General features: G+C 65.5%; 12 protein-coding genes. 4 read left to right on the top strand and 8 right to left on the bottom strand.

The genetic code is table 11. From position 1 onward, the window contains the following. Nucleotides 1-15: 15 nt before the first annotated feature. The 7 genes from hydA to aptA all read right to left on the bottom strand — a co-directional run bounded on the left by hydA (nucleotide 16) and on the right by aptA (nucleotide 9,656). Complete coding sequence (gene hydA, locus AC56DV_RS25170) at nucleotides 16-1,410, bottom strand: dihydropyrimidinase (protein WP_496316947.1); 1,395 nt, start codon at nucleotides 1,408-1,410, stop codon at nucleotides 16-18. Between the two features lie 20 nt (nucleotides 1,411-1,430). Further along, on the bottom strand, nucleotides 1,431-2,915 hold the full coding sequence (locus tag AC56DV_RS25175; protein WP_496316948.1) for an NCS1 family nucleobase:cation symporter-1: 1,485 nt from the start codon (nucleotides 2,913-2,915) through the stop codon (nucleotides 1,431-1,433). Nucleotides 2,916-2,963: 48 nt separating this feature from the next. Continuing rightward, nucleotides 2,964-4,244, bottom strand: a complete 1,281-nt coding sequence (preA, locus tag AC56DV_RS25180) for an NAD-dependent dihydropyrimidine dehydrogenase subunit PreA (protein WP_496316949.1) — start codon at nucleotides 4,242-4,244, stop codon at nucleotides 2,964-2,966. After that, nucleotides 4,244-5,611 (bottom strand): NAD(P)-dependent oxidoreductase, encoded by a 1,368-nt coding sequence (locus AC56DV_RS25185; RefSeq protein WP_496316950.1) that lies wholly within the window; start codon nucleotides 5,609-5,611, stop codon nucleotides 4,244-4,246. The genes preA and AC56DV_RS25185 overlap by 1 nt, the downstream gene beginning before the upstream one ends. 62 nt (nucleotides 5,612-5,673) lie before the next feature. Then, nucleotides 5,674-7,176, bottom strand: coding sequence for a CoA-acylating methylmalonate-semialdehyde dehydrogenase (locus AC56DV_RS25190; protein ID WP_496316951.1), 1,503 nt, complete (start codon nucleotides 7,174-7,176; stop codon nucleotides 5,674-5,676). Nucleotides 7,177-7,191: 15 nt separating this feature from the next. Beyond that, nucleotides 7,192-8,307, bottom strand: a complete 1,116-nt coding sequence (gene ald / locus AC56DV_RS25195) for an alanine dehydrogenase (protein WP_496316952.1) — start codon at nucleotides 8,305-8,307, stop codon at nucleotides 7,192-7,194. Nucleotides 8,308-8,339: 32 nt separating this feature from the next. Beyond that, entirely contained in the window at nucleotides 8,340-9,656 is a 1,317-nt protein-coding gene (gene aptA, locus AC56DV_RS25200) for an omega-aminotransferase AptA (protein WP_496316953.1), read from the bottom strand. A gap of 175 nt (nucleotides 9,657-9,831) precedes the next feature. Here aptA and AC56DV_RS25205 point away from each other — a divergent pair, with 175 nt between their 5' ends. Together AC56DV_RS25205 and AC56DV_RS25210 are read left to right on the top strand one after the other, a co-directional pair. Next, nucleotides 9,832-11,310 carry an aminotransferase-like domain-containing protein gene (locus tag AC56DV_RS25205; protein WP_496316954.1) on the top strand — a complete coding sequence of 493 codons (1,479 nt, stop codon included), beginning with the start codon at nucleotides 9,832-9,834 and terminating at the stop codon, nucleotides 11,308-11,310. Between the two features lie 11 nt (nucleotides 11,311-11,321). Continuing rightward, nucleotides 11,322-12,029, top strand: coding sequence for a TetR/AcrR family transcriptional regulator (locus tag AC56DV_RS25210; protein WP_496316955.1), 708 nt, complete (start codon nucleotides 11,322-11,324; stop codon nucleotides 12,027-12,029). On the opposite strand, the gene AC56DV_RS25215 is transcribed toward AC56DV_RS25210, so the two are convergent. After that, complete coding sequence (locus tag AC56DV_RS25215) at nucleotides 11,995-13,089, bottom strand: collagen-binding domain-containing protein (protein ID WP_496316956.1); 1,095 nt, start codon at nucleotides 13,087-13,089, stop codon at nucleotides 11,995-11,997. The two genes, AC56DV_RS25210 and AC56DV_RS25215, sit on opposite strands and share 35 nt — an antisense overlap. A gap of 62 nt (nucleotides 13,090-13,151) precedes the next feature. Here AC56DV_RS25215 and AC56DV_RS25220 point away from each other — a divergent pair, with 62 nt between their 5' ends. Next, nucleotides 13,152-13,700 carry a GNAT family N-acetyltransferase gene (locus AC56DV_RS25220; protein WP_496316957.1) on the top strand — a complete coding sequence of 183 codons (549 nt, stop codon included), beginning with the start codon at nucleotides 13,152-13,154 and terminating at the stop codon, nucleotides 13,698-13,700. A gap of 132 nt (nucleotides 13,701-13,832) precedes the next feature. Further along, nucleotides 13,833-14,096, top strand: a complete 264-nt coding sequence (locus AC56DV_RS25225; protein ID WP_496316958.1) for a hypothetical protein — start codon at nucleotides 13,833-13,835, stop codon at nucleotides 14,094-14,096. The last annotated feature ends 14 nt before the right edge of the window (nucleotides 14,097-14,110 follow it).

Below are 14,110 nucleotides of genomic sequence, written 5' to 3' on the forward strand. Positions count from 1 at the left end.
CTTATACGGCGCGGTTTAAACAGCCGACACGGGTTTGAACGCAGGGCGGTCGATATGGCGGCCGGCGCCCTCGACGGCGCGCAGCTCGCCCTTGTGCCAGACCAGATTCCCCGCCGCCAGCGTGGTGGTCGGTATGCCCTTGACGGTGCGGCCTTCGAACACGTTGAAGCCGCCCTTGGCGTGCTGGGTCCTGGCCGAGATGGTGCGCGTGCCCTGCGGGTCCCACACCACGATGTCGGCGTCCGAACCCACCGCGATCAGTCCCTTGCGCGGGTAGATGTTGAAGATCTGCGCCGCGTTGGCCGAGGTCACTTTGACGAACTCGGATGGCGTCAACCGCCCCGTGTTCACGCCCGCGTCCCAGATCACCGCCATGCGGTCTTCCACGCCGCCGCAGCCGTTCGGGATCTTGCTGAAGTCGTCCTTGCCGGCCGCCTTCTGCTCGGCGCAGAAGGTGCAGTGGTCGGTGGCGGTGGTGTGCAGGTTCCCGCCCTGCAGGCCGTGCCACAGCGCGGCCTGGTGCTGCTTGCTGCGGAACGGGGGGCTCATCACGTGCGCCGCCGCGAACTCGAAGTCCTCGTGCTGGTACACGCTGTCGTCGATGATCAGGTGGCCCGCCAGCGCTTCGCCGTACACGCGCTGCCCGTTGGCGCGCGCCCGCGTGATGGCCTCCAGCGACTCCTGGCAGGACACATGCACGATGTAGAGCGGCGTATGCATCACGTTCGCAATCGCGATGGCGCGGTTGGCCGCTTCCGCCTCCACGGCGGGAGGACGCGACAGCGGATGCGAGCTTGGCCCCGTCAGCCCCTGCCGGATCAGGTCCTGCTGCAGCTGGTAGACCAGCTCCCCGTTCTCCGCGTGCACGGTGGGGATCGCGCCCAGCTCCAGGCAGCGGCGGAAGCTCTTCACCAGCGTTTCATCGTCCGCCATGATGGCGTTCTTGTAGGCCATGAAGTGCTTGAAGCTGTTCACGCCGTGGTCGCGCACCAGCGTGCCCATGTCGCGGTGCACGCTCTCGTCCCACCACGTGATGGCAACGTGGAAGGTGTAGTCGCCGGCCGCCTTCTGGGCCCAGCCGCGCCACTGGTGGTAAGCCTCCATCAGCGGTTGCTGCGGGCTCGGGATGACGAAGTCGATAATGGTGGTAGTGCCGCCCGCCAGGCCGGCTGCGGTGCCGGTGAAGAAGTCGTCCGCCGTCACCGTGCCCATGAAGGGCAGGTTCATGTGCGTATGCGGATCTATCCCGCCCGGCATCACGTACTGGCCGCTGGCGTCGATGACGGTGGCCGATGCCGGCGCATCCAGGTTCTCGCCCACGGCGACGATCTTGTCGCCGTAGCACAGCACATCGGCCTTGAACGCCCGGTCGGCGTTGACGACGGTGCCGCCGCGAATAATGGTGGTCATGTTGTGGTTCTCCAGAGGATTTAAGGCTGTGCGGCCGGTCGCAGCGCCGCAGCCGCCCGGCCCTTCATCATGACGCCGTAGACCAGCGCCGAGATGGCGATGCCGACGAACCAGGCGTAGGTGTAGATGGTCTTGAACACCTCGCCCACGCCGGGGAAGGAGGCCGGGAAGGCCGCGTTCAGGAAGCCGGGAATGTTCGGCGCCACGCCCAGGACGAAGGCCACGATGGCGGCGGTGTTCCAGCCGGTGCCGTAGGAATACTGGCCGTCTTCGCGGTACAGGTCCGCCACGTTGAGCTCAGTCTTGCGGATCAGGTAGTAGTCGATGATGAGGATGCCCGCGATGGGGCCCAGCAGCGCCGAGTAGCCGATCAGCCAGGTGAAGATGTAGCCCTGGGTGGACTCCAGCAGCTTCCACGGCATCATGACGATGGCGATGGAGGCGGTGATGTAGCCGCCCGCGCGGTAGCTGATCTGCTTCGGCGCCAGCGCGGAAAAGTCATACGCCGGGCCCACCAGGTTGGCCGCCAGGTTCACGCTGACGGTATCGATCAGCAGGATGATCAGCGCCACCAGCACGGCCACGCCGGTCATGCGGCTGGCCAGGTCCACCGGGTCCCAGATCGCTTTGCCGTACAGGACCACCGTGGCGGAGGTGACGATCACCGCCAGCGCGGCCAGCAGGCCCATGGGCACCGGCAGGCCCACGCTCTGGCCCACCAGCTGGTCGCGCTGGGTCTTGGCGAAGCGGGTGAAGTCGGGGATGTTCAGCGCCAGCGTGGCCCAGAAACCGACCATGGCGGTCAGCGAAGGCCAGAAGGTGGACCAGAACTGGCCGGCCTTCTTGCCGCCTTCGACGAACTGCGAGGGCTGGTCCAGCAGCGGGCCGAAGCCGCCGGCCTTCTGGTACACCCAGCCGAGCAGCACGAAGCAGATCAGGATCTTCAGCGGCGCGGTGTAGGTTTCCAGCTTGCGGATGGCGTCCATGCCGTGCACGATGTACCAGAACTGGATGGCCCAGAAAGCCAGGAAGCACAGCAGCTGCATGCCGTTGATGCCCAGGCCGGCGATCTTTTCGCCACCGATCTCGCCGCCCAGCATGACGCCGATCAGCGTGTAGATCATCTGGCCGCCGAACCAGGTCTGGATGCCGTACCAGCCGCAGGCGACGATGGCGCGCATCAGCGCCGGCAGCCGCGCGCCGGTGGTGCCGAAGGAGGCGCGCGCCAGCACCGCGTACGGGATACCGTACTTGGTGCCCGCGTGGCCGATGGCCAGCATGGGCAGCAGCACGATGGCGTTGGCGATGAAGACGGTGAACACGGCCTGGTAGGCCGACATGCCGCCTTCGATCAGGCTGGCCGACAGGGTGTAGGCCGGAATGCACATCACCATGCCGACCCACAGGGCCGCAAAGTGATACCAGCGCCAGGTGCGCTGGGCGGCGCTGGTCGGCGCCAGGTCTTCGTTCCAGAGTTGGGTGCTGCCGGACAAATCATTATTCACTGCATCTCTCCCGGAAGTTGCGGCTTATGGTCGCTGCTCATACTACGCTTACGCGGCTTTGATTTCGCGCCGCGGGTTGCGTGGATCCTGGGTCCAGTTCATATACGGCTTGCCCGTATCCTGCGGCACCATGGTAATGCAGCCCTGCACCGGACAGGTGATCTCGCACAGGTTGCAGCCCACGCATTCCTCCTTGATCACCTCGTAAGTGCGCACGCCCGCCGCGTCGATCAACTGCGCGATGGACTGGTGCGAGGTGTCCTCGCAGGCCACGTAGCAGCGCCCGCACTTGATGCATTCGTCCTGGTTGATCTGCGCGATCACCTGGTAATTCATGTCCAGGTATTTCCAGTCCGTGGTGTTCGGCACCGCCTTGCCGGTGAACTCGCCGATGTTCTTGTAGCCCTTCTCGTCCATCCAGCGCGACAGGCCGTCCTTCATTTCCTCGACAATGCGGAAGCCGTGCAGCATGGCCGCCGTGCACACCTGCACGCAGCCGGCGCCCAGCGCGATGAACTCGGCCGCGTCCTGCCAGTTGCCGATGCCGCCGATGCCAGAAATCGGCAAGCCCCTGGTCTGCGGATCGCGCGCGATCTCGGCCACCATGTTCAGCGCGATCGGCTTGACGGCCGTGCCGCAGTAGCCGCCGTGCGTGCTGGCGTTGCCCACCGCAGGGAAAGCCACCATGCGGTCCAGGTCCAGGTGCGTGATGGAGTTGATGGTGTTGATCAGCGAAACCGCGTCCGCCCCGCCGGCCTTGGCCGCGCGCGCCGGCGCCCGCACGTCGGTGATGTTGGGCGTGAGCTTGACGATCACCGGCAGCTTGCTGTGCGTCTTGCACCAGCGCGTCACCATCTCCACGTACTCGGGAACCTGGCCCACGGCCGCGCCCATGCCGCGCTCCGGCATGCCGTGCGGGCAACCGAAATTCAGCTCGATGCCGTCCGCGCCGGTGGCTTCCACCAGCGGCAGGATGTCGGCCCACAGCTTTTCCTCGCACGGCAGCATCAGCGACACCACGATGGCGCGGTCCGGCCAGGCCTTCTTCACTTCCGTGATCTCGCGCAGGTTGATCTCCAGCGAGCGGTCGGTAATCAGCTCGATGTTGTTGAAGCCCAGCACTTCGCGGTTCTTGCCGTAGTGCGCCGAGTAGCGCGACGACACGTTGACGGCGGCGGGATCTTCGCCCAGCGTTTTCCACACCACGCCGCCCCACCCTGCTTCGAATGCGCGCACCACGTTGTACGCCTTGTCGGTCGGCGGCGCGGAGGCCAGCCAGAACGGGTTAGGCGATTTGATGCCGCAGAAGTTGACGCTCAGATCGGCCATTATGCAGCCTCCACTTGGTTAAGAATGTCGTGATGAATCGCCTGCGCTGCCAACTTGCCGTGCTGTACCGCCTGCACCGTCAGGTCCTGTCCCGGCGCCACGCAGTCGCCGCCCGCGTACACGCCGGGCACCACGGTGCGGTAATGGCCGTCCACGTGGATCTTGTCGCCTTCGCGCGCGATGGTTGACGCCATGGGGTCCGACAGGCTGGCGCCGTCCATGCTCTGGCCGATGGCCTTGAACACGGCGTCGGCCGGCAGCTCGAAGGTGACGCCGGTGCCGACCAGGCGGCCGTTCTCCAGCACCGTGTTCTCGAAGCGCATGCCGCACACCTTGCCGTCGCCGTCCAGCAGCACCTGCTGCGGCGCGGCCCAGGTGCGCATGCGCACCTGGTTGGCCTTGGCGATGTCCTGCTCGTGGCGGGTGGCGCTCATGTCGCCGAAGCCGCGCCGGTAAACCAGCGTGACTTCCTCCGCGCCCAGGCGCTGGATCTGCACCGCCATGTCGATGGCCGTGTTGCCGGCGCCGATAACGATGGCGCGCTTGGGCACCGGCAGCTTGCTCAGGTCGTCGGCCTGGCGCAGCTCGGAAATATAGTCCACGGCGGCCAGCAGGCCTGGCGCGTCCTCGCCGGTCAGGCCCAGCTGGCGGCTGGCGCCCAGGCCCAGGCCGAGGAACACGGCGTCGTACTGCGCGTGCAGGTCTTTCAGCTGCAGGTTGCCGCCCAGGGTCTGGCCGTGGCGCACTCCGATGCCGCCTATGCCAAGCAGGAACTCGACTTCCTTCTGCGCGAAGTCGTTGGTCAGCTTGTACTTGGCGATGCCGTATTCGTTCAGGCCGCCGGATTTCTGCTGCGCCTCGTAGATCACCACGTCGTTGCCCAGCATGGCCAGGCGGTGCGCGCAGGACAGGCCGGCCGGGCCGGCGCCCACCACGGCGATCTTCTTGCCGGTGGATGCGGCGCGCTGGAAGGGATGCTCCTGCAGCGTCATGTTGTCGAGCGCGTAGCGCTGCAGCAGGCCGATTTTCACCGGCTGGCCTTCGGCGTCGTGGTTGCGCACGCAGGCGTCCTCGCACAGGATCTCGGTGGGGCAGACGCGCGAGCAGCTGCCGCCGAGGATGTTCTGCTTCAGGATGCCGACCGCCGCGCCGTTGACGTTGTGGTCGTGGATGTTGCGGATAAAGCTGGCCACATCGATTTCGGTAGGGCAGATGCGCGTGCACGGCGCGTCGTAGCAGTACAGGCAGCGCGCGCTTTCAATCGCGGCCTGGCGCGCGTTGAGCGGCGGCGCCAGGTCGGTGAAGTGTTCGCCCAACTCGGCGTTCGTGGCTTTCGGCTGCGGTAGGTGAGTGAGTGTGGCGATCATGTTTTTATCCCGAGAAAAAATTCTGGGGCCTGCCCCTATTGGGGCTGCCCCTGCAGTCAAAGTCACTTCATCTGCGGAAATGCAAATTCCGCGCCAGCGCTGGCGGTGTTGGGCCAGCGCTGCATCACGGCCTTGTGGCGCGTGTAGAAACGCACGCCTTCCGGGCCGTAGGCGTGATGGTCGCCGAACAGGCTGCGCTTCCATCCGCCGAAACTGTTGAAGGCCATCGGCACCGGCAGCGGCACGTTCACGCCCACCATGCCCACCTGGATCTGGCGCACGAATTCGCGCGCCACGCCGCCGTCGCGCGTGAAGATGGCCACGCCGTTGCCGTACTCGTTGTTGTTGATGAGCTCCACGGCGTGGACCACGTCCGGGCAGCGCATCACGCACAGCACGGGGCCGAAGATTTCTTCCTTGTAGATGGTCATGTCGGAGGTGACGTGGTCGAACAAGGTGCCGCCGACGAAGAAGCCGTTCTCGCGTCCCGGCACCTTGAAATCGCGGCCATCGACCACCAGCGTGGCGCCCTGCTCCACGCCCTCGCCGATCAGGCGCTCGATGCGCTGCTTGGCGGCGCTGGTGACCACAGGCCCCATTTCAGCGCCCGCCTCCATGCCGTCGCGTACTTTCAGTGCAGCGGTGCGCTGTTTCAGTGCGCCCACCAGTTTGTCGCCCGCGTCGCCCACGGCCACCACCACCGAGATCGCCATGCAGCGTTCGCCGGCCGAACCGTAGGCCGCGCCCATCAGCGCATCGACCGCCATGTCCATGTCCGCGTCCGGCATCACCACCATGTGGTTCTTGGCGCCGCCCAAAGCCTGCACGCGCTTGCCGCTTGCGCTGCCGCGCGCGTAGATGTATTCGGCGATCGGCGTGGAGCCGACGAAGCTCACCGCCTGCACCACCGGATGGTCGAGGATGGCGTCCACCGTCACCTTGTCGCCCTGGATCACGTTGAACACGCCGTCCGGCAGGCCGGCTTCCTTCAGCAGTTTCGCGTGCAGCAGCGAAGGCGACGGGTCGCGTTCGGAAGGCTTGAGCACGAAGGTGTTGCCGCAGGCGATGGCCACCGGGAACATCCACATCGGCACCATCACCGGGAAGTTGAACGGCGTGATGCCGGCCACCACGCCCAGCGGCTGGCGCATGGACCAGGCGTCGATGCCGCGCGAGATCTGGTCGGTGAATTCGCCTTTCAGCAGCTGCGGGATGCCCACCGCGAACTCCACCATCTCGATGCCGCGCGCCACTTCGCCCTGCGCGTCGCTGAAGGTCTTGCCGTGCTCGCGGGTGAGCATGGCGGCGAATTCGTCGGTGTGCTGCTGGCACAGCTGCAGGTACTTGAACAGCACCCGCGCGCGGGTCAGCGGCGGCGTGGCCGACCAGGACGGGAAGGCTGCAGCGGCGGCCTGCACGGCCGCATCCACTTCCTCGGCCGTGCCCAGCGCCACGCGCGCAACCGGTTCGCCCAGCGCGGGATTGAACACGTCGCCATACCGGCCGCTCGTGGTATCCGCCTTGGCGCCGTTGATGAAATGGGTGATGGTGTCTAAATTGCTCATGCTTCTTTGCTCCGGTCAGGCCAACAGCGAGTCGGCCGAAATATAGGGGTAGCCCAGGCCGTGCGCCACCGCTTCATAGGTGACTTGGCCCAGGCAAACGTTCAGTCCGTTCTTCAAATGCGGGTTCGCCTGCAGCGCGCGTTTCCAGCCCTTGTCGGCCAGCGCCACCGCGTGCGCGATGGTGGCGTTGTTCAGTGCGAAGGTGGAGGTGCGCGCCACCGCGCCCGGCATGTTCGCCACGCAGTAGTGCACCACCCCGTCCACCATGAAGGTGGGCTGCTCGTGCGTGGTGGCGTGCGAAGTTTCAAAGCAGCCGCCCTGGTCGATGGCCACGTCCACCACCACGGCGCCCTTCTTCATGCGCGAAATCATGTCCTTGGTCACCAGCTTGGGCGCAGCCGCGCCGGGCACCAGCACGCCGCCGATCACCAGGTCCGCGTCCAGCACCGCTTCCTCGATGGTGTGCGCGTTGGAGTACATGGTGGAGACGCGGTTGCCGAACACCAGGTCCAGCTGGCGCAGGCGGTCCACGCTTTTGTCGAGCACCGTCACGCGCGCACCCATGCCCACCGCCATCTGCAGCGCATTGGTGCCCACCACGCCGGCGCCGATAATGGCCACGTGGCCCGGCGCCACGCCCGGCACGCCGCCCAGCAGCAGGCCCATGCCGCCCTTCGATTTCTCCAGGTGCGCGGCGCCGGCCTGGATCGACATGCGGCCGGCCACTTCGCTCATCGGCGCCAGCAGCGGCAAGCCGCCGTTGGCGCCGGTGATGGTTTCATACGCCAGGCAGACCGCGCCGGATTTCACCAGCGCGCGGGTCTGCTCCGGGTCGGGAGCCAGGTGCAGATAGGTGTACAGGATCTGGCCTTCGCGCAGCATGGCGCATTCCTGCGGCTGCGGTTCCTTCACCTTCACGATCATCTCCGCGCGGGCGAAGATTTCAGCCGCCGTATCGATAATGGAAGCGCCCGAGCCCTCGTACATCGCGTCGGTCAGACCGATGGCCGCGCCTGCGTTTTTCTGCACCAGCACCTGGTGTCCGCGCAGGACCAGCTCTTTCACGCTGGCCGGGGTAAGGCCAACGCGGGATTCCTGATTCTTGATCTCTTTCGGTACGCCTACCAGCATGACTGTCTCCTTGTGGGTTTAGTCTTATAGTCTTAGTCGAGATTTTTTAGTACCTTGGCCAGCTTCTCAAACAGTTCATCGATGTGCTTCTTCTCGAACACCAGCGGCGGCGACAGCGCGATGATGTCGCCCGTGGTGCGGATCAAAATGCCGTCCGCAAAGGCCTTCTTGAAGGCGTTGAAGGCACGCGCGCCCGGCTTGCCTTCGATCGGCGCCAGCTCGATGCCGGCGATCAGGCCGATGCTGCGGATGTCGATCACGTGCGGCAGGCCTTTCAGCGAATGCACCGCGTCGGCCCAGTACTCCTGGATGCCCTTGGCGTGCTCCAGGATGTTCTGCTCCTTGAACACTTCCAGCGTCGCCAGCGATGCGGCGCAGGCCACCGGATGGCCCGAATAGGTGTAGCCGTGGAACAGCTCGATGCCGGCCGGCGCTTCCATGAAGGCGTCGTGGATGAATTTTTTGGAGAACACCGCGCCCATCGGGATCACGCCGTTGGTCAGGCCCTTGGCGGTGGTCATCATGTCCGGCTCCACACCGAAGTAGTCGGCGGCGAACGGCGTGGTGAGGCGGCCGAAGCCGGTGATCACTTCGTCGAAGATCAGCAGGATGCCGTGCTTGGTGCACAGCTCGCGCAGGCGCTTCAGGTAGCCCTTGGGCGGGATCAGCACGCCGGTGGAACCGGCCACCGGCTCGACGATCACCGCCGCGATGGTGGACGCGTCGTGCAGCGCGACGATGCGTTCCAGTTCGTCGGCCAGGTTGGCGCCGTGTTCCGGCTCGCCGCGCGTGTAGGCGTTCTTTTCCAGGTTGTGCGTGTGCGGCAGGTGGTCCACGCCGGGCAGCATCACGCCGTAGGGCTTGCGGTTGCCGGCGATGCCGCCCACCGAGATGCCGCCGAAGCCCACGCCGTGGTAGCCGCGCTCGCGGCCGATCAAGCGGGTGCGGCTGGCCTCGCCGCGCGCCTTGTGGTACGCCAGCGCGATCTTGAGCGCCGTGTCGACCGCTTCGGAACCGGAGTTGGTGTAGAACACGTGGCCGAACTTGTGGTTGGTGTACTCCATCAGCTGCTCGGCCAGGTCGAAGGCGGCCGGGTGGCCCATCTGGAAGGTGGGCGCGAAATCGAGCTGGCCTATCATCTCGCGCACGGCCGACACGATCTTCGGCTGCGCATGGCCGCATGGCACGCACCACAGGCCGGCCGTGCCGTCCAGGATGGCGTTGCCGTCCACGTCCTTGTAGTACACGCCTTCGGCCGACACCAGCAGGCGCGGATTGGCCTTGTAATCGCGGTTGTTCGTAAAGGGCATCCAGAACGACGACATGGATGCGGGGCGGGACTCGTTCATGCATTTCTCCTTAATTTTTTACAAACCGTAAAAGTCTTTACCAGTTGGCAAAATCATGGTGCAATAATAGTCAGCAGCTTCACTATGGCACAGATACACAATCAGCAAAACCAGCCAACCGTACAGGTCACAAAAACGATACAGTTTTGTAATAACTTTATTTGGAAACCATTTAATGGATGAAGCGGTGAGCACAGCGCCGGCGGACGAGCAGGGCTGCGGCCAGGACGATGGCGGCGGCTGGCCCGTGCTGTCCATAGAGCGGGCCCGCAAAGGCAGCTTGGTGGACCAGATCGTTTCCGCCATCACCGGCATGGTAGCCCGCCGCGAGTTGCGCATCGGCACGAAAATGCCGTCGGTTAGACAATTCGCAAAGTGTAATGGCGTGTCCACCTTTACAGTTGTCGAGTCCTACGACCGCCTGGTCACGCTCGGCCTGCTGTCCTCGCGGCGCGGTTCCGGCTATTTCGTGGCCCGCCAGGACGTGCCCGCCACTTTGCTGCCGCAGCCGCACCACCCCGCCCCGGTCCACATCGACGCGCTCACGCCCGAGCTGTATTCCGGCGTGTCCGAGGCGCTGCCGGTCGGCGCCGGCTGGCTGCCGCCCGAGTGGTACGGCGAGGACACCATCCTGGACGCGGTGCGCCAGGCCATGCGCATTCCCGCCAACCGCCTGCGCGGCTACGGCCACCCGCTCGGCTTCCCCACGCTGCGCCAGCACATGGCGGCGGTGCTGAGCGAGGAGCTGTACCCGGTGGAGCCGGAGCAGATCCTGCTCACGCACGGCGCCACCCACGCCTTCGACCTGGTGCTGCGTACCCTGACCAAGCCGGGCGACACCGTGCTGGTGGAAGACCCCGGCTACAGCAACCTGCTGTCGCTGATACGCCACCACGGCTGCATCCCGGTCGGCATTGCGCGCGACGCCAACGGCCTGGACATGGCGGCGCTGGCCGAGCAGGCCAAGGCCCACAGCCCCAAGCTGATGTTCGTCAACACGGTGCTGCAAAATCCGCTCGGCACCTCGCTCACGCACGCCCAGGCGCACCGCCTGCTGGCACTGGCCGAGCAGTTCGACTTCTGGCTGGTGGAGGACGACATCTACCGCGAGCTGACCCAGCGCGGCGAAGCTTCGCTGGCGGCGATGGACGGGCTGCGCCGCGTGATCCGCGTGGGCAGCTTCTCCAAGACCCTGTCGCCGGTGCTGCGGGTCGGTTCCATCTCGGCCTCCAACTCGCTGCTGCCGGAACTGCTGCGCGTGAAAATGCTGGCCGGCCTCACCACCTCCGAAATCAACGAGCGCGCGGTGTTCCACGCGATTACCGCGCGGCCCTACCGGCGCATGGTGGAGAAGCTGGCCAGCCAGCTGGAGGAAGGCCGCAGCCGCAGCATCGAGAACCTGGCGGCGGCCGGGGTGCGGCCGCTGGCGCAGCCGCGCGGCGGCATGTTCGTCAGCGCGGGCTGGGAACAGCCGCCCTCGCCCGCCATGAACGGCAGGACCATCGCCGACCTGGCGCTGAAGTCCGGCATCCTGCTGTCGCCGGGCGAGTTTTTCATGCTGCGCCCCTGCACCAGCATCTGGTTCCGCTTCAACGCCGCCTACAGCGACAGCCCGCAGCTGCGCCAGTTCCTGCAATCGGTTCGTCCAAGTTGAAAGAGAGCGCCATGCCAGCAGCCAAACTGAATGTGGTTCCCGGCCTCGCCGCCGCCCCCAAGAGCAAGCGCCGCGTCATCAACCGCGACAAGCTGGAGGCCGACATCGCCGCCGTGGCGGTGCGCATGTTCGCCGAGTGCGGCTACGAAGGCACGTCCATCGCCGCGATCGCCGACGCGGCCGAGATGTCGAAGCAGAACCTGATGTACTACTACCCCACCAAGCAGGCGCTGTACCAGCGCGTGCTGGACGACGTGCTGGACGACTGGCTGAAACGCATGGAGAGCCTGGCCGACGAGGAGCACGACCCGCGCGACGTGCTGCGCGCCTACATCCAGGCCAAGCTGCGCTTTTCGCGCGAGCAGCCGTGGGCGTCCCGCGTGTATGCGATGGAGGTCATCAGCGGCGCGCAGCTGTACGGCGAGCAGATCCGGCGCCGCGTGGTGCCGCTGCTGCGCAAGGATATCGAGGTGTTTGAAAAATGGATTGCGGCGGGCCGCATCGCGCCGCTCAACGCCACCCACCTGATCTTCATGATCTGGGCCATGACGCAGTCCTACGCCGACTTCTCGGCGCAGATGGCGCTGGTGCTGGACAAGAGGCAGCTGGCCCGCAAGGATTACGACGATGGCGAGGACACCATCGTGCGCATGGTGCTGGCCGCGATCAGCCAGCCGGCGGTGGTCAGCCAGCCAGCGGCTGATGGCGCGGCGCGCTAGGCCGGCGCGCGCGGCGCGACAGCCAGCCCATCACGCCCAGGCCGGCCGCGAACAGCGCCATGCTGCCCGGTTCCGGCACGCTGGAGGCGGGCGCGCCGGCGGCGCCGTCGCCGCCATTGCCGGCCAGCGTGCCGGTGAAGCTTTGCAGGTGGATTTCGCCGCGCTGGTTCAGGCCGTTGACGAACACGCCGCCTTCGATGTTCTGGTTGTTGGTCAGATAGGCGCCGGTGGCCAGCAGCGAGCCGCCCCACTGGTTGTTGATGGTCAGGTCGGTGGCGTCGTAGAAGTTCCACAGCAGCTTGCTGCCGTACTGCTGCGCCGAGCCGCCCAGGAAGTTGGCGCTGATGTTGGCGCTCTTGACGTCGGTGTTCAGGATCACGCTGCTGGCGCCGTTCAGGTTGAAGAGGAACTCGCCCTTGGAGAACAGCACGGTGTCGATCGCGGTCAGGTCGAACACGGCCACGCCGCTGGCGTTGGCCACCGCGTTGAAGATGGCCAGGTTGCCGTCGAAGACGACGCTGCTGCCGGTGCTGCCCAGCGTTTTCAGGCTGTTCGACAGGCCGCCCAGCACGTTGCCGAAGTTGGTGGAGGTGGAGGCCACCAGGTTGGCCACCATCACCTCATCCGGCGTGTCCAGCTTGCCGCCGTTGAAATTGCCGCTGCTGCTGCCCTCGACGTAGGCCGCGCCGTTCAGGTTGCTGTTGCTGACGCCGCCCTTGATCACGCTGCTGCCCTTGTTGACGGTGGAGTTGCTCAGGCCGCCGCCGACCACCGCGCCCAGGCCGTTCACCTTGACGTTGGTCGCCGCGCCGGCCACGGTCAGCCCGGCGTAGCTGGACTGCGGAGTCTGGTTTATATGCTGCACGTAATCGCCGCCCGACAGCGCGCCGCCGACATAGGTACGGCCATCGGTATGCGAGCTGGACGTGGCGCTGCCCAGCACAACCGTATTAAACTGCTTCAGGATCTCCGACGACGACAGCGATACAGCGTGGGCGGAACCGGAGGCCAGACCGGAAACGGTCAGGACCAGGGTGGCAAGAACGGGACGAAACGGCATGAATGGGCTCTTTCGCAACTTTGATTATTTTACATTACGGCAACAGTGTGTATAATTTTAGCATGATAAACCTCAAGACAGAGCGGTTGCTGTTGCGTCCGATTGAAAAAAACGACGCCCCGGCCATGTATGCCATTTATTCCGACCCGGAAACCATGCGCTATTGGAGCAGCCCGCCATGGCAGGAGATGGCGCAGGCCCACGCCCACGTGGCCATGACGCGGGCCGGTTACGAGGACGGCTCCATCTTTACGATGGGCATCACCTTGCGCGAAACAGGCGAGCTGATCGGTACGTGCCGCCTGCACCAGTTCAACCGCCAGAACCGCCGCTGCGAAATGGGTTACATCCTGTCGCGCGCGCACTGGGGCAAGGGCTATATGCAGGAAGCCATCGCGGCCACCATCAGCCACGGCTTCCAGGCCTTCGACCTGCACCGCATCGAGGCCGACGTCGACCCGCGCAACACGGCTTCGGCGGTCCTGCTCAAGCGCCTGCATTTCGTGCACGAAGGCCACCTGCGCCAGCGCTGGATCGTGGACGGCGAAATCTGCGATACCGACTTTTTCGGCCTGCTGCGCTCGGACTGGGACGCCGCACGCGGCCAATAAGGGCTTGCGGGCGGCGCAGTTCGGCGCCCGCTGGGCACAGCTTATCCCGCGGAAATGCCAATTCGTCGGAAAGCGGCTGCGGCGCGCCGCGCGGATTGATACATTGGGACCATACCAACCACGGAGGTCCATATGAAAACCATCAATCGCACAGTCGGCGGCGTCTTCCGCGAAGTGGGCCAGGCAGCCCGGCAGATCGGCCGCGCCTTCACCCGCGCGCTGTCGCGCATGTCCTGGCCGGCCCTGCTAGCAAGCTGCATCATGATGGCGCTGCTGCTCACCATCCTGCCGCTGGCGCTGACGTTGTTTGCCATCTTCCTGCTGCTGAAGATCGCCATCGCCCTGATTGCCGGCCACAACGCGAACAAGCATATCCACGAAAACAAAGAACACTAAGCAAGGAATACTGA

Source organism: Massilia sp. BGA-UO-ETr-WB1 (genome assembly GCF_059567845.1).